Here is a 17474-nt window from a genome sequence, read left to right as displayed (position 1 = left end):
GTAGATTAATATAATATAATAATTATATTAATCTGGAGGGTAAGAAAATGAATTTATTAAAAATAGCGCTGGATTTGGGCAAGCTGGTTCAAAAAAGTGATGTTGCCAAAGGCTGCCTTATCGGCAGCGCAACTACTCTTGGTACTGGAGGAGCTGTATATATAGCAAAAAAATTGCTGGAGGGCAAGCTTGCGGAAAAGGGAAAAAGTGCCGATTTGAATATTGACATCAAATAAAATCCGTAAAAGGCAAGGCCGGAGCCCATAAGGCCCAAAGTCCAAGAGCATCCGTAACTGTGTGAAAACAGCCGGGGATGCTCTTGTTTTCTGCTTATACCTGACACCAGATATCCTGCTGCCTCAAAACAGCTTGTATTTGGGCTTTTCCTCTTCAAACAGCCAATACCTGAGCCAATCATCAAATATTATTGCTCCAAGGCTGATGAAAATCCATAGTATTGCATAGTAAAGACATATCTGTCCATGGAAATTCAACGGTAAGCTGCTGTAATCCCATATATTCAGCTTCAGCCATACATTCAGGATCAAGCCGCTTACAAGTTCCACCGCCGTAACAATAACCGATGAAATAATGCCTTGCAGCCACAGGGGTATTGTCCAGGTGAACAATTCATTTATCAGACCTATAAGCACGAAGCAGGTACCTCCTACTATTACCATAGGCCAGGCGGAATACCCATTGTACATCCGCTCCAGAAAATAGTAGAAAAATCCTCCTATTGCAAATAAAATCAGCAGTTTTAAATACTTCATATCAGCACACTCCTGCATATTATTCCATAATATTCATAATATGCCCTGAGCGTTCACAGGGTGCAATAATGATACATTATGGAAAACAATGGGCTATACACCGGAAAAGGTTTTGGAAAAAATTGTGACGCAGCGTAAATCCCCTGCATATGATAAATTGATATGTCTTTGGAGGTATAGCATCTATGTGGGAAAAAATAAAAAGCTTTTTCAAAATCTTCTTTGCCAGAAGGGTTCTCAGGTACATGGAAAGAGATCCTGAGGAGAGCATACCTGCTGTTTTAAAGTGGATAGAGAGATTTGACAAAGCCGGAAGTGTCAAGCGCCAGGTCAAAACCTTCAGGAGCGCTATTGAGGATAAGCAGAGTAATTGGAGCATATTGACCAGAAGCCTGTGGTCAGATATAGATAAAGGAGTGCGCAGAAGAGTATTTGAAAACCTGGTGATAAATTCAACCCTCATCGGAAGCCCCAGGCAGGACAAAACCAAAGCGGAAAACAACTGCAATATTCCATGGACAGTCCTGATGGACCCCACCTCAGCATGTAATCTTAGCTGCATCGGCTGCTGGGCGGCCGAATATAAAAACGGACTTCAGATGAGTTATGAGCAGATGAACGATATTATCCTCCAGGCTAAGGAAATGGGTATATATACTTTTTTGTTCTCAGGTGGAGAGCCGCTGGTAAGAAAAAAGGATATCATCCGTTTATGTGAGAAAAACAGCGACTGCCTGTTTTTGGCCTTTACAAACGGGACACTGATTGACGAAGCATTTGCAGAAGAAATGCTCAGAGTTAAAAATTTCATACCTGCCATCAGTATTGAAGGCTTTGAAAAGGATACCGATGCAAGGAGAGGTACAGGGGTATATAACTCCGTTACGGAAGCCATGAAAATACTTAAGCGCAATAAGCTCCTGTTTGGAATATCCTGCTGCTATACCCGTGAAAATACGGAAACAGTAGGAAGTGAAGAATATTTTGACGAGATGATCTCCCAGGGAGCTAAGTTTGCATGGTTCTTTACCTATATGCCCATAGGCTCCGGAGCGCCCACCGAACTGATGGTCACTGCGGAACAGCGGGAATTCATGTACCGCCGGATACGAAGCTTCAGAAATACCAAGCCCATTTTTACACTGGACTTCTGGAATGACGGAGAATATATAGGCGGCTGTGTAGCAGGAGGACGCTACTATGTCCACATCAATGCAAACGGAGATATAGAGCCCTGTGCCTTCATTCACTACTCGGATTCAAATATCAGGGACAAAACCTTGCTGGAGGCATTAAAATCGCCTCTGTTTATGGAATATTACAAAAACCAGCCCTTCAATGAAAATCATTTAAGACCCTGTCCGCTGCTGGATAATCCCCAGAGGCTGGTTGAAATGGTAGAACGGTCGGGAGCAGTATCCACGGATATGAGGGATCCCGAGCAGGTTGCGGATCTGGCGGAAAAATGCAAAGAAGCAGCCGAAAACTGGGCGGTGACTGCCGAAAGCCTGTGGCAGGGGCAAGAGACTGCTTCCAGTGATACGGGCTGCTGTGTAAATTGCGGAGGCTGCTGCTGCGCCGGATACAGGATTGACAGGGAGAGCTGATATTTTACAGGTATTACTAGCTGCTTTCAGCCCATAGTAATTGACTGTGCAGGCAATGCGCATTTTGATACCTTCATTTTATGCAGATACATGAAATAAAAGGAAAAAATCAAAAGCAGCAGTTGCTTGCTTTTTTTATGCTGTCATTGCCTTTATGGGCCTTATACCGGAGCTATCCGGCAATACGCTACAACAATGTTGAAAATAATACAAAATTTGGTATAATATAAACTATTCAGAACTTTGCTGCAAAAATTATTTTTAATTATGAAATATAACCTTCATTCATCCTGCCTGAAATTTCTGATTATTCAGAGCTGACTCACTGCCATCTGATGTTACAACCTGCCGGGGGCACAAATATCTTCCTTTTTCCGAAAATGACATGACAAGCTGTTGTGCCGTTGGAGCAAGGCTGGTAAAGGGCGCCTTTGGCTTGAAGGGGGGATGCGGATACAGGCGCTTTGTTCGCCGGATAAAAAAGAGTCTGCTTAAGTGTAATATCAATTCAGAACAGGAGGATACAGGTGAATGAAATTTGAAAGTTCAATCAAAAGCTTAATCAAAAGCTCAATCAGAAGCACAGGTAAAACTACAGGCAAAAACAGGAGCATATTGAAAAGTAAAAACCTTATGAAAGCCGTCAGTTGGATTCTGTGTGCAGCCACGGTGGCATTGCTGTTAATCGTTCCGGCATTTCCGGGGGCAGGTGTTTATGCCGAGAGCATACAGCCGGGCAACTATCAGTTCGATACAAGAATCAGAATAAATTCTCTCGGTTTTATACCGGATCAGGTCAAAAAGGCCACAATCGCCGGCAGTTGCTCAGAGTTTTATATCGTAAGGGAAAATGGCGAGGTGGTGTACTCGGGCAAGCCAACTTCAATGAATAATGCCGATACCGGTGAACAGGTGAATATAGTGGATTTCACACCGGTTTCACAGGAGGGCTCCTACCTTCTTATAGTCCCGGGCATTGGAAAGAGTACGGTCTTTAAAATAGCAAAGGATATATATCTGGAGCCATACAAGGCCTCCATGCTTGCCATGTACCTGGCACGCTGCGGTACTGCAGTGTCGGCAACCTATAACGGAAAAACCTATGCCCATGGAGCATGCCATACAAGGGACGCTTTTCTGGACTCAATAACAGGCCAGCACACTGTCAAGGATGGCCTAAAGGGTTGGCATGATGCAGGAGACTACAACAAGTATGTTGTCAATGCGGGAATCACTGTAGGCTCCATGCTTTTTGCCTGGGAGCAATTCAAGGACAAGATTGAAAATATTCAGCTAACCATGCCGGAAAATACCAATTCCATGCCGGATTTTCTGGATGAAATCAAGTATGAAACCGATTGGCTGCTGACCATGCAGTACCCGGATGGCAGCGGCAAGGTTAGTCATAAACTTACCACCAAAAATTTCGGAGGTTTTATATTGCCGGAGCAGGAAACCGCCGACAGGTTCTTCACCCCCTGGGGAAGCCCTGCAACGGCAGATTTTGTCGCCATGCTGGCAATGGCCTCCAGAGCCTTCAGGCCGTATGATGCAGCCTATGCGGATAAATGTCTGAATGCTGCAAAAATCAGCTATGCATTTTTAAAGGCTAACCCCAATAATACAAATCCCAACCAAAGCGGATACTCTACAGGAGGGTATGACACCACTGATCCCGACGACAGGCTGTGGGCGGCTGCCGAGATGTGGGAAACCACCGGAGACAGCAGCTATCTCAGTGATTTTGAAGCCAGGGCGGAAACCTTTACAAAAAAAATTGATGTGGATTTTGACTGGGACAATGTCAAAAATCTGGGTATGTTTACATACCTGCTTTCAAACAGGACCGGAAAAAATCAGACACTTTATAATTCTATAAAAAGTGCCTTGCTGAGCGCTGCCGACAGTATAGTGAGCACTGCTGACAGCCATGGCTATGGCAGGACTTTGGGAACAACCTATTACTGGGGCTGCAACGGTACTGTGGCGAGACAGACCATGGTTCTGCAGATTGCAAACAAGCTGTCGCCCAAAGCTGATTATATCGACGCCTCTCTTGATGCCATAGGCTTTCTCTTGGGCAGGAACTATTATGACCGTTCCTTTATAACGGGAGTGGGCTTGAATCCGCCCAAAAGTCCTCATCACAGGCCGTCGGGAGGAGACTCCCTTGCCGAGCCCTGGCCCGGATACCTCATTGGTGGCGGCTGGCCGGGTGCAAAGGATTGGGTTGATAATCAGGAGGATTACAGGACAAATGAGGTTGCAATCAACTGGAATGCGGCTTTGATATATGCCTTGGCGGGGTTTGCAGGCGGGACTTCAACTGCCGAAGGGATCTATGGAGATGTCAATGGAGACAGCGTTGTGGATTCCATTGACTATGCACTGCTTAAGGGCTTCCTCATAGGGCAGGTAAGCACCTTCCCCGGAAAGGATGGCCTGAAGCTGGCGGATGTATATCTTGACTCCAATGTGGACGCTATGGACCTGGCAATATTAAAGAAATATCTCTTGGGCCAGATTGAAAGACTGCCGGTAAAATAATCTGTTTTTGCATATTTGATAAGGGAGTATGGCGCACTACTTTTCAGTAGTTTTGCGGTACTCCCTTTTTTAATGGTTATTTTTGAGATTTCAAGGTGTAATATATTACATCAGAAACCTTAAGCCGGCGGCCGGGACTAATCCGCCGGGAAACTGCCTATTTTTCCAAGGAGGTATTGCTTCAAATAGGCAAGATCAAGGGCACTTAAGGAGCCATCTCCGTCAACATCCGCCCTTTGGACCTGCTCCGGCGTGAGTGTGCCCTCGCCTGTACCCAGCAGATGCTTTTTAAGCAGGGCATAGTCAATTGCATCAATATCCCCGTTGCCGTCAATATCTCCTGGCAGGAATGCTGCCGCAGGATTAACCTGGATTCTCACTACACCTGTGTCACTGAGTCCTCCTGGATCTTTTACCGTAAGGTAGAATTTAAGTATGGTTGCAGAAGTAACCTTGGGGGCGGTAAATACAGGCTTTGGACTTGTGGTGTCGGATAGCTGGACTGTTGTTACGCCCACCTGGCTCCACTGGTATTTAATGGTGTCCTTATCGGTATCATCCGAGCCGGTTCCGTCCAGTGTGACTGTCTGACCGGAGTTCACGGTCTGCGGATTGCCTGCCTGAGCCCAGGGCGTGTGGTTTGAGCTTGCATCCCGGGGTTCAAAGTATACCAGCAGTACCTTTTTGGTTATGCCTCCCTTGTATTTGGGAGAGGATGAGGTGGAGCCGGAAGCCAGGTCCTTTATGGTAAAGGTCAGTACATTGGGACCGGGGAAGTTTTTAGCCATATCATCCTCAACGGTATAAGTATATACATTACTATTTATAAGTCCTGGGAACTCGGCATTCTTGGATATTTCAACCTTGTCCCCGTCAGGGTCGGAGGCGTTTATGGAAAGCCTCAATGTATCACCTGCCTTAACCCTGTATATATTCTTGTTCTTTCCGGGACCTGAACCGTCCGGAGTAATCTGTGCATCCGGAACGCTATTGGCAATAACGGTTATTTTTGCACTCTTGCTTGAAATATTACCAAACCTGTCCTTAACTGTAAACGTAACTGTATGAACGCCTACATCTGACTTTTCCGGCTTTACCGTGTAAATGCCTGCGGTATTCCAGGTATTGTTGATTACCTTTCCAAAGCTTCCTTCCATTGAGTAAAGAAGATTTTCAGCATAATAATTCTGCACGGTAAGAGGGAAGGACAGTTCCTGACCTGCATAAACAGAATAGGCTGGTATATCCTCAAGCACTACGGGACTTTCTGCCGACAATACATTTATTTGGGCAGTGGTACTGGAAGTACCCATGCTGCTGGTGCCTGTAAGATTGATGGTATAGGCTTTTCCTGCCTGGTCCTTTGTGGGTGTCCAACTGATTGAGTATTCATAGTCGTTGGCTGCCCATTTTCCCTTTGTTTTAACCAGCTTTGCACCGGCAGGAAGGTTTGAGGCAGTTATTTCTATATCACCGTCATTTGCCTGGGCCCTTATTATTCTTAAAACATAAGGCTTATCAGCAACTGCCGTGTCAGAGCCAAAAGGCAGTATTACAGGCTTTTGAGGAGCGGGGTCTACGAGGTTCCAGTTATAGGCCGTAAAAGGCTTCTGATAACCTGACGGGTTTGTTGGATAAATCCGCCTGATATAGGCTTTGACAAAATCCTTCTGGGTTGCTGTCATGACGCTCTGCAGGCTGTTGTATGAGAATATGAGGAAGTTGTATCTTTCAGAATCCTTGTTTCCTGTGGGCAGATTGTAGGCGTCACTGTAAGGGTCCCGCAGGTTTGCGTTAGGTGCGCCGATGGAAGCAGTCCACTGTCTGTAGATGAGTTCAAGGAAGGCGTTCAAAGCCGCCTGCTTGTTCCCGCTGTAATTCATAAAGCCTTCATACGGCCAGGTTACATCCAGCAGGTATCTTCTGGTGGTATCTCCATAGTTGGGTATGGAGGATGTGCCCGTATATGATGCCGCTGTATAGGTCTTGGAGTGGTTCCACAATTCTGCAAACCCTTTGAGTCCGGTAAGCGTCTGGACATTCTTGCCTCCAAACAGGCCCGAGTCATAGGTCTTGCAGCCCCACGGCATGGTGGCATAGTAAAAATATGTATTTGGAGTAAATACTCCGTTCTTACCAGTCACAAACATGGTGGAATACTGGGTCCATTTGTTCCTGAAAGCTTCCCTGGAGTTTATACCTTCATCTGCATTTATTCCGTAGGTATTCAGATTGTCCAGATTAGAGCCGGGTCCCCATAGTATGGTGTTTTCGTTCACACCCCAGGCCCATTCTCCGTTCCACTTATTGTTGACACGCTGCGGAAGCCCGTATTCAAAATCCAGGACAGACAGCCAGGTCAGCAGTGAAGTACTGTTAACCGCTTCAAGAAAGTCTTTTGAATGATCTGCTTTTGTATAGTCGTGACTTGTAAATTGATATTTGTTGTATATGCTGTTGGCGGCATAGCCGAAATACCGGCCCAGTCCCTTGTCGGCCAGCGGCAGATTGCTCAGGTTGTACCTCTGTTGATTGAAAAGGTTTCTGACTTCTGTTACGGCAGCCTTAAGAGGAACCTCATGAGGCATAAATTCCGACCAGCTTGCGATACTGTAGGGAAGAACAACATTTTTCATGTCATATGAGTTCCAGATTTTTTCCAGATTTACGTCATCCGGGGTGGGAACCCTGTGTCCGGTCAAAGCCCCCCAGAAATCTTCATCCTTTGAAAGGACGGGATTCCCTTCGCCTGGCTCCAGACTTAGAGGACCTGGCTGTAAAAATGGGTCGTTCTGACTCATAAAAGGACCGTCATTGTTGTACCTGAGATACTCGTAAACCTTTTCTCCAATTTCCGGATCACTGGCTGCACCTGCAAATTTTTTGGTGCTTCCTATAACCCTTGAAGAGTTAAAATCCGGATCACCGAAATAGACCAGGTCTCTCCCGCTGTCAGTGTGACAAATGGCACATTTTGCATCAAACATGGCCTTGCCTTCGGACAGCCTTTTCTGGGAGTACGCATCCGGTTCCAGGTAGTCCACGGCTACCTTGCCCCCTTTTATAGGAGTAACTACTCCTTCGGAAAAAATTTGTATACTGCAGAAAATGAATACTGATATGATACACAGAAGAGCGATGGTTTTTGATCCTTTTCGCAGCATTGTACACCTACCTCCTTACATGATACTGTTTTTAACTTTATGTAAATTTTGTGCTGTCACAAAACCTCCTCCGGCATATAATATTGAAGAAGCCAATATCATCAGAATTATGCCCAGCCACAAAAGAGAAAACCACTTGAACAGGGAAACCCTTAAAAGTACACTTCCGTCGTCGGCTGCATTCTCAATATTGATGTAGAGTTCTTCATTAAATGAACTGATAATGAATTCTTTGGAGTGGTATACTTTCTTCTTTTTGTAAAAATGGAGAGAGGTATCAAGAGCTCTGGTGGATTTGCCGTCCCAACAAGACAACCCGGCGGTCCAGGTTTTTTTCTCAGGCTGGTCGATTACCTCCAGGGTGTCTAATTCCAGTGTGTATTTTCCAATACTTATGGAGGAATTTTTGTCAATGACACTGCTGGTTTCTATTTTCATGCCTCTGGTGCCGATTAAGCCAAATGCAATCAGCACTATGGAAAGATGGATAATGAATAACATGAGAAGTCTGCTGTCATTAAATATACTGTTTATATTAACAAGCAGACCCAGCAGCAGAGAAATCAGACATATGACAGCCGCCGACAGGGAGAGCCTTGTAAAGCTTTCGTATGCGGCAAAGGAGGGAAGGAAGGACGTCACTGTTCCCGATAATAGTGAAGCCGCCCATACTGCCGCCCTGTATTTGCGGGACAGATGCCGGAAGGAAAAGATGGCTGATGAAGCAAGAATTATTGCCAATCCGAAAATGCCGAATACAAGGTCGTAGGTTTTTTCGGTTATTTCAGGTCCCCCTATTTGAAACAGGGGGTATACCGTCATCAGTGCAATAGCCATGGCAGTCACAATAAGAAGAAACGGAGGAATATATATATATAACCGTACTGGTTCAGAGCCGGTATCCTTTAATTCAGTTTTCCTTCTGAAAACAACTATAAGTACTGCCAGAACTGCGGCGGCCGCAATTATCAGCAGTATGGGGAAGAAAATTTTGCTGCTGTGGCTTGAATACGCATGGACCGAGTTCAGAATGCCGCTCCTTGCAAGGCCTGTCCCAAAAAGCACCGAGAAAACAATAGCTGAAATTACTGCTGTTAAAGGACGGCTGCTGATGGCATTGCTTCTTTTCAACTGAAGCATATGCAGATATGCTGTGGAAAGCAGCCAGGTTACCAAAGCTGAATTTTCAATAGGGTCCCAGTTCCAGTAGCCGCCCCAGCCCAGCTCTCTGTATGCCCATATTCCGCCGCTGACAATGCCTGTGGTAAGTATTATCCATGCCAGGAGAGGAAGCCTCCCGGTGATTGATAGTTCAGGGCTTTGAGGATAAAGTGTCTCATAGAGCATAGAGGAAAAAGCTGCAAAAAAGCATGAATAGGCCAGCATGACAAGCGGAGGATGAAAAATCATGCCTATGCTCTGAAGCGAGGGGCTCAAACCGAAGCCGTTACTGCTGGGGCCGACGGCCTTAAAGGGATTGCTTACTAAAATAAGGACAGTTAAAAAGGCCAGATTGAAGATAATGGTGGTGGCAGTCAAACATACCATATATTGCCGGTTTGAATACTGCTTAAAATGGAAAATGCCATAGATGATGATATAAACAACGGAAATACATGTGGCCCACAGCAGGAGGGACCCTGCCGAACCTGACCAGAAGGCGGAAATTTTATATATAAGAGGCAAATTCCTGTCGGTGTTTTTATACACGTATTCAATGGAGAAATCACTGGTGACCAGAAGATAGAAAAGTACCAGTGAAGTCAGCAGAATAAAAGCATTGGAAATAAGACCGGCTCTAAGTCCATAATTGCGGGTTTTAGCAAATTTTAAAAGTATAAGGCAAAAAATCCCCATAACAAATGAGCTTATGAGGCAAATATAACCCAATGTACCCATACGACCTCCTCAATGGGATTTATAATTTTCCCATAATTTTCTATATATAATTATATATTAGTTCCAATGTCTATTATTGTAGAATTTTCTTAACTATTACATCTAATTAACATATATGGTAATATAAGTATGTAATAATTACTGGCAGATTGCCTGCAAATTTATGATGAGGAGGGAAGGCTTGATATGTTTGAAACATTAAAACAAGGGAATATTTCGCATGAAAATATTCCGGGGATCAAGGTGTATTTGCTTCCGGCAGAGTCTATAAATTTGAGACAAATCATGGTGACACAAAATATCCTGGGTATCGTCAGGTTCGGGGAAGATGAGGGGTATCCCGAGCTTGAGGGGCTTAAGATATGCTTTCCAGCAATGAATGTGGCAATGAAGACTTTTTCCGCGAAGGCCTATTACGAGATTTGGACATCTGAAAACACTGTTGCCTGTGGAACTCTCCAAGGCCTGCAATTTTCAAGTGACGGATTTCATCAGCTTTTAACAGTATGCTTAAAGGAGGAGGACAGGGATTTACGTGAAATTGGAAGATTGGCCTATGACTTGATTTTCCAGTCGGTGCAAAAAAATAACCATCCCAATATTTCAAGAGTCTGGAATCATATTCCCAATATCAATCAGTTCGGGGACGGGTCTGAGAGATATATAAGGTTTTGCCTTGGCAGGGCGGAGGCCTTTGCACGGAACGGCAATATATTTCCTGCGGCCACAGGTATAGGCTGTCAGGGCAGCAGCCTGTGCATATATATGGTATCCATGCGGAAAGATATGAATAAATACCTTGAAAATCCTAACCAGACACCTGCCTACAAATATCCTGCCAAATACGGGATAAAGCCTCCCAGCTTTGCAAGGGGAGCATACACGGATTACGGCGGGGGAAGAGGAATATTATATGTTTCAGGCACAGCAAGCATCATAGGTTCTGAGACGGTTCACCAGGGTGATGCCGCCAGGCAGTGCGAGACAACTCTCAACAATATAAGTGTTCTCATATCAGGCACAAATTTGAGCAGTTACGGCATAAAGAAAGCTTTTACCCTTAAGGATCTGGATTGCATTAAGGTATATATAAAAAATGAAGCTGACTATGAAATAATAAAAGCTGTCTGTACCCAGGCATTTTCGCCGGATAAGTCAATAGCCTATCTGAAGGCGGATGTGTGCAGAAACGACCTGCTTGTGGAAATAGAGGGAATTGTTATGGAAAACCCGTAAGAGCTGATAAGGTATCAGCTTGTAAATGGAGGCGGCTCATCATAAAACTCGTATGATGAGCCGCCTCCATTTTTATTATCAGAAGTTTAGCCGTACTATTGCAGAACGGGCCGCTCGGACCATTATCTGGATAAAGGCAGCGTCTGCACCGCCCCCAGGAGATATTGCTTGAATACTGCAAAGTCAATGGAATCTATTGCCCCGTCAAGGTTTAAATCCGCCGCTTTTGTATCGATGGCCGGGTTGCCGCCCAGCAAATATGCCTTCAATAAAGCAAAATCTATGGCATCGATATTTCCGTCGGTATTGACATCTCCGTATTTTATCACCACGGAGCCGCCTCCAAGCGTCACGCCATTTTTACCCAAGGGTATCTTGTGATCCAGACCGATAAACTTGCCCTGATTATTTTTCCACAGCACCGGCAAAAGATAATTGTCGTACTTGTTGTCATTCCATTTCAGATCCCTGCCGCCGGGGAAGGCCGTTCCCTCACCGCGGGTAAGCAGACCGCCAGTATCTGCCGAGTCAATATTTATACACCAGAAAGTATGGTGCAATTTGTATTTGTTCTCCAGGATATAGTCTCTCATTGCCCGCAGATATTTTTTGTTGGAGTCCAGAAGCTTGTCTCCGCCTTCAGTGAGGCCTCCCCACTCGCCCACGAGTATCGGGGAAATTCCTTCTTCCATGATAAATGCCCAGTTATCCTTCCAGCACTGTTCATACAATATTTTTTTTGCAGCCGCATCGGAAGCTGTGGGGAAATCGCCTCTGAACCACTGCTGCTCATATACCATAGGCCCATAATCATGAGGTGAATAAACAAGCTGGGACTGATATTTTCCAAGATTTATGGGATAATCCCTTACGCCCCTGAGATTGCCTCCCCACCAGGTGCCGTAGTAATCATTGTTTCCTGTCCAGGGACTTGTATTGGTTTGTTCGTCATCCCATATGCCATCCTTTGGGTATATTTCCACACCTTCAACAAATATAAGTGCTTTGGGATGCACTTCAAGTATCTTAAGAGCGGTCTCCTGTGCAACCCTTTTCCAGTTGGTGGCACGGTTGGAGTTATCCCAGATTGCGCTTTGTGCCATTATTTTAAGGTCGCCTGTATTGGTGTGAGGCTCGTTTTTCAGGTCAAAGCCAATGATGGTATCATCATTTTTATACCTGTTGGCTACCCATACCCAGGCGGCCTTGAAAATGTCCTCGGTTATGGCACCCTTAACCCACAGAGGAGCGGTATGGCCCATATTGTCGGTTTCGGCACTATGTACGTCAAGTATTACTTTGATTCCCACTCTTTTAAAGTTTTCCAGCATGAAGTTGAACAACTGGTAACTGTTTAGCCCGGCTAGATCCGCATTATTGTAGCTGGTATCCGTTGAAGCGGGATATTCCCCCTTGCTCCACGCATACAGCAGGTCGGTTGCAATGGGTATCCTCACAACATTAATACCCTTGTCCGCCACTATTTCAATATCCGCCACAATATTGCTGTGGTAGGAATCCAACAGCATTCTTTCCCTGCAATTGAACCCAAACCAGTTGGCACCGGTCAACCAGACTTTATTTCCGTATTGATCCACAATATTGGTGCCCTCCACATGCAGCCAGTCATCATTTGTTTCACCGGCCTCGGGGGCTGCAGCAAGTACTTGTAAGCTGGATGCTATCAGCAGCACAATAAGTGTCGCCAATAAAAAAGATAGACTTAAGGACCTCTTCATATCTTTCCCTCCTGTACTTTATTTTAATAAAAAATAATAAAATTAATTGAAGAATACAAATAGGATTTCTACTTGCTTCATCTTAATTAATGATACCATATTAATTAACAAAAATACAATAAATTAACATTGATGCAATATTTCGACAATATTCGACCACTACCGGCTGCGCTGTTTTAAGTACCTGCCGGTGCTCCACTCTCGCCGGCTGATGCTCGCAGAGGGCTGAAGCAATGAATATCCTGACAACAACGTTGATTTCTTGAGACCGTGCAAAAACAATGATATAATCTTGAGAAAGCAGTCCCAATACGGTTAAGCCCATGCAGGAGGCTTTTATTGAGCTCAGAAGAAAATGTCGATGTAATCATCCCTTAAGGGGGAATGGATAGCAGGGACAAAAAAGTCCCATGAGAGAAAATTCATTGAGGAGTGGTTGGATGTATAGAGATAATAAAAAATTAAAATTACTTATAATAGGAGGCAGTGGTTTTGTAAGCAGCCATCTTGTCCGGAAAGCACTGGAATACGGTCATGAGGTCTGGGTATTGACCAGGGGCGGCAGGCCGGTTCCGGAAGGAGCCATTTCCCTGAAAGCGGACCGCTCAGACGGACAAGCCTTCAAAAGTGTCATCAGGTCAGCCGGAATCAGATGGGACGCAGTTCTGGACTGCATATGCATGGATGCTGAAAATGCCCGGCAGGACATAGAGGTTTTCAGCAAACTGGCAAAGCAGCTTTTGGTTATTTCCACTGACATAGTGTACGAACCGGGTTCCAGAAGCTTTCCCCAGACCGAGGAGTGTAAAGGCTGGATCACTGAAGGCTATGCGGGAAACAAGCGCTTGTGTGAGCTGGAATTCATGAACGCCGGAACAGGAGATATGTCCTGGACAATACTCAGACCCGGGCATATTTACGGGCCGGGTTCTCAGCTTGGCTGCCTGCCTTTGCACCAGCGCGACCCTGAACTGCTGGAAAGGCTTCTTGGCGGAAAACCCATTTCTCTGGCAGGGGGAGGCCATTTTTTGCTGCACCCCGTATTTGTGCTTGACCTGTGTGAACTCATGCTGGACCTTTTGGGAAACGAAAAGGCCGATAACGAAATTTTTTGTGTCGGGGGGCCGGATGTAATCGAGTGCAGAAAATATTACGAAATCATTGCCGGTATACTTAAGGTAGAGGCAAAAATAGAAACTGTCCCTGTTGACAGTTTTATACCTGACCATCCCGAGGCAGTGCCGTCCTTATGCCACAGGATATATGACCTTTCAAGGCTTAAGGCTGCCGGGGCAAAGCTGCCGGCCACCTCCATAGAAAAAGGGCTCAGGCTTCACGTGGAATCCTTGCTTCAGGGGCAGGAAAGGGCTTGAAGGGAGTTCGGGAAGCCGGTTTACTTTTTCCTGTTCTGCCTGTATTCATTGGGTGTCATACCACTGTGTATTTTAAAAACCCTGTTGAAATTTCTGATGCTTTCAAAGCCGCACTCCAGAGCTATGTTGGAAACACTTGCGTCGGTTCCGGCCAACAGGCTCTGGGCCATGTTTATCCTGAGCTTGTTTACATATTCATTAAACTGTTCTCCGATTTTACCGTTAAATATGCGGGAAATATGAAACCTGCTGAAGCCCAAATCCCTGGCGACACTTTCCAGGGTTATGCTCTCGCTGAAATGGCTCCCGATGTATCGCAGAAGCTTTTGAATGGTAGTATCATGCAATTGCCTGCCATCTTTGAATATAAAGTTCTGCTCAAGTTTTCCCAGTATGGAGTATAAAATACCTTTAATAACAAATTCGTTTCTATGGCTTGAACTCTCTTCTACGAGCATATCCAGCAGTGTGCCTACCGCTTCATGGGAGCAGACCCCTTCAATAAAGGGATTTTCAAGAGTCCTGCCCACATGTTTCTTAAAATACTCTCTGATAATCTCCGGAGAAAAAATCAAAATCAACAGTTTTGAATGGGCGGTGCTGCTGTAGCTATGAACATCATTGGGAAAGCAAACGGCAATATCTCCCTTTTTCAAATTCTTCCTGCTGTCATTTACAGAAAAGCACATTTCACCCTCAGCTACAAATACCAATTCCATATGTGAATGAAGATGGGGAGGAAAACTGAAGTCCTCCTCAAAGAGGATATTGAAATCATAGTGCTCTTTTGTGCTTATTGCTTCATAGTACGGGTACATGGCATCCCTCCATTGCTGTTGATTTAAATATACACTTAACAGCAATCTATGTCCATATCCTGTTAATATATTGCGAGATAGTTTTTAAAAATAGGGATAATATTATATTATCAGAAGATTTTAAGGAGGCATGTAAGATGAAGTGTAACAAGGAGTATCGTTTAGGATTTACCGGAAAAGCTGAAAAGATTCTGAAAAGTCTGACCCTGGAGGAAAAGGTTTACCTGATGAGCGGACAAATCAGCCTGCAGGATGAATTGGCCAATATTACAAAGGACCCCGACAATCTGCATTACAACTACTTTCCATATCCGGCAGGAGGTATTGAAAGGGTTGGACTTCCGCCCATGCTGTTCTGCGACGGACCAAGGGGCGTGGTATGCGGTAATGGTAAAACCACCTGTTTTCCGGTATCCATGCTGAGAGGCGCCAGCTTTGACACTGAGCTGGAGGAGAAAATCGGACGTGCCATAGGTAAAGAAATAAGAGCCTTTAACGGAAACCTTTTCGGAGGAGTCTGCATTAATCTTCCATATAATCCGGGCTGGGGAAGAAGCCAGGAAACTTACGGAGAGGAGTCCTTCCACCTGGGACAGATGGGAGCGGCCCTGGTTCGGGGCGTGCAGGAAGAAGACGTTATTGCATGCATAAAGCACTATGCCTTCAACCAGATGGAAAATTCCCGCTTCAAGGTTAGTGTGGAATGCGATAAAAGAACCGAGAGGGAAGTATACCTGGCGCACTTCAAGGACTGCATAGATGCAGGAGCCGCAAGCGTAATGAGCTCTTACAACCTTTACAAGGGCACACACTGCGGGCACCATAACTATCTCCTGAATGAAGTACTGAAAGAGGAGTGGGACTTTGACGGCTTTGTCATGAGTGACTTCTACTGGGGAGTCAAGGATACCGTTGAGGCGGCAAACGGCGGTCAGAATATTGAAATGGCTCATACCATGTACTTTGGGGACAAGCTCATAAAAGCAGTGAAGGATGGTCTGGTGCCTGAGGAGAAAATAGACGATTCCGCATTACGCATAATCCGTACCCTGCTGGCATTTACAAGCTGGCATGAAGCTCCTGCGGAGACTTCTGTGCTGGCCTGCAGGGAGCATGTTTCACTGGCCCTGGAAAGTGCAAGAAAAGGTATAACACTGCTGAAGAATGAGAACAAGGTTCTGCCCCTGGATAAAAAGAAGACCAAAAAGCTGCTTGTGCTGGGTGCATTAGGGGAATTGGAGCCAATCGGAGACCACGGCTCAAGTTGGGTACGTCCGCCTTATGTCATATCCCCTATTCAGGGTTTGCAGATGGTTGCACCCGAAACTCAAATCACCTATGACAGGGGAGATGATTTTGAAAAGGCAAAAGCACTTGCAAAGGAGGCCGATGCAGTAGTTTTCATAGTTGGCTACGATCATAATGACGAGGGAGAATTCGTATCTGAGGATGAAGCTGAGGGTTATACCGGTACCATGGGAGGTGACCGCAGGTTTTCACTGGGACTCCACAGGAACGAGATAGACCTGCTCAAGACTGTGGGGCCTGTAAACAGCAACTCGGCAGCAGTATTGATAGGCGGAAACATGATAATGATAACTGAGTGGAAGAATTGTGTAAGCTCAATCCTGATGGCATATTACCCCGGCATGGAGGGGGGAAAGGCTTTAGCTGAAATTCTGTTTGGAGATGTAAATCCAAGCGGCAAGCTTCCGTTCGTTCTGCCGTATAATGAAAGCGACCTGCCTGCGGTTGAGTGGGATACTACTTCCCAGCATTATGATTATTATCACGGCTATGCAAAGCTTGACAAGGAAGGTGTCAAACCTCTTCTCCCGTATGGTTTCGGAATGTCCTATACAACCTTCAGTATAGGAGGAGCGACATTTGCTGCTGAGGGAAGCAAAGTGTCGGCAACCTGCAATATCAGGAATACCGGCAGTGCTGAAGGCACCGAAGTGCTCCAGTTGTATGCGGGCTTCAAAAATTCCTCCATAGACAGACCTGTGAAGGTTTTAAGAGGATTTGAGAGAGTATCCCTGTTACCCGGAGAGGAGAAAACAGTCACTATATCCTGTCCTATAGAGAAGCTGTGCTTCTTCAATGAACAAACAAATAAGATGGAACTGGAGCACATGGAGTACGAGTTATATATAGGTACGAGCTCCTCCAGTGACGATTTGATTATGGGAACCGTTAAGCTGTGATTTGTTAATACGTTAAAAAACCTTGCATGTATTTGTCGGAGGCTTATTTTGAGCCAAGGACCAAATACATGCATTTTTTTTACAGTTCTGCTTTTTTACTATTTTTTCAGG

Annotated in this window: 11 protein-coding genes; 6 read left to right on the top strand and 5 right to left on the bottom strand. The window is 45.2% G+C overall.

The genetic code is table 11. The features are described 5' to 3' along the window. Window positions 1-47: 47 nt before the first annotated feature. Window positions 48-236, top strand: coding sequence for a hypothetical protein (locus CLHUN_RS06215; protein WP_080063711.1), 189 nt, complete (start codon window positions 48-50; stop codon window positions 234-236). A 123-nt stretch (window positions 237-359) separates the two neighbouring features. Here CLHUN_RS06215 and CLHUN_RS06210 read toward each other — a convergent pair whose 3' ends face one another. Then, entirely contained in the window at window positions 360-773 is a 414-nt protein-coding gene (locus CLHUN_RS06210; RefSeq protein ID WP_080063710.1) for a putative ABC transporter permease, read from the bottom strand. A gap of 185 nt (window positions 774-958) precedes the next feature. On the opposite strand from CLHUN_RS06210, the gene CLHUN_RS06205 reads away from it, so the two are divergent. Together CLHUN_RS06205 and CLHUN_RS06200 are read left to right on the top strand one after the other, a co-directional pair. After that, the gene (locus tag CLHUN_RS06205) at window positions 959-2380 is read left to right on the top strand and encodes a radical SAM/SPASM domain-containing protein (RefSeq protein WP_080063709.1); all 1422 of its coding nucleotides are present in this window, start codon (window positions 959-961) and stop codon (window positions 2378-2380) included. Window positions 2381-2911: 531 nt separating this feature from the next. Beyond that, window positions 2912-4927 carry a glycoside hydrolase family 9 protein gene (locus CLHUN_RS06200; RefSeq protein ID WP_340148325.1) on the top strand — a complete coding sequence of 672 codons (2016 nt, stop codon included), beginning with the start codon at window positions 2912-2914 and terminating at the stop codon, window positions 4925-4927. Window positions 4928-5064: 137 nt separating this feature from the next. On the opposite strand, the gene CLHUN_RS06195 is transcribed toward CLHUN_RS06200, so the two are convergent. Next, window positions 5065-8091: a dockerin type I repeat-containing protein gene (locus tag CLHUN_RS06195; RefSeq protein WP_080063708.1), complete on the bottom strand. Its 3027-nt coding sequence runs from the start codon at window positions 8089-8091 to the stop codon at window positions 5065-5067. 15 nt (window positions 8092-8106) lie between these two features. Then, on the bottom strand, window positions 8107-9990 hold the full coding sequence (ccsA, locus tag CLHUN_RS06190) for a cytochrome c biogenesis protein CcsA (RefSeq protein WP_080063707.1): 1884 nt from the start codon (window positions 9988-9990) through the stop codon (window positions 8107-8109). 186 nt (window positions 9991-10176) lie between these two features. Between ccsA and CLHUN_RS06185 the strand changes: the two genes are divergently transcribed. Further along, on the top strand, window positions 10177-11226 hold the full coding sequence (locus CLHUN_RS06185; RefSeq protein WP_080063706.1) for a chorismate transformation FkbO/Hyg5 family protein: 1050 nt from the start codon (window positions 10177-10179) through the stop codon (window positions 11224-11226). 122 nt (window positions 11227-11348) lie between these two features. Here the strand turns inward: CLHUN_RS06185 and CLHUN_RS06180 are convergent, their stop codons facing one another. Further along, on the bottom strand, window positions 11349-12965 hold the full coding sequence (locus tag CLHUN_RS06180; protein WP_080063705.1) for a cellulase family glycosylhydrolase: 1617 nt from the start codon (window positions 12963-12965) through the stop codon (window positions 11349-11351). A 440-nt stretch (window positions 12966-13405) separates the two neighbouring features. On the opposite strand from CLHUN_RS06180, the gene CLHUN_RS06175 reads away from it, so the two are divergent. Beyond that, entirely contained in the window at window positions 13406-14338 is a 933-nt protein-coding gene (locus tag CLHUN_RS06175) for an NAD-dependent epimerase/dehydratase family protein (RefSeq protein ID WP_080063704.1), read from the top strand. 20 nt (window positions 14339-14358) lie between these two features. Here the strand turns inward: CLHUN_RS06175 and CLHUN_RS06170 are convergent, their stop codons facing one another. Then, window positions 14359-15156, bottom strand: a complete 798-nt coding sequence (locus CLHUN_RS06170; protein ID WP_080063703.1) for an AraC family transcriptional regulator — start codon at window positions 15154-15156, stop codon at window positions 14359-14361. 137 nt (window positions 15157-15293) lie between these two features. Between CLHUN_RS06170 and CLHUN_RS06165 the strand changes: the two genes are divergently transcribed. Beyond that, window positions 15294-17363, top strand: coding sequence for a beta-glucosidase (locus CLHUN_RS06165; RefSeq protein ID WP_080063702.1), 2070 nt, complete (start codon window positions 15294-15296; stop codon window positions 17361-17363). Window positions 17364-17474 lie beyond the last annotated feature (111 nt).

Source organism: Ruminiclostridium hungatei, from assembly GCF_002051585.1.
Lineage (GTDB): Bacteria > Bacillota > Clostridia > Acetivibrionales > DSM-1351 > Ruminiclostridium > Ruminiclostridium hungatei.
This window is presented reverse-complemented; position numbering and strand designations above follow the sequence as displayed.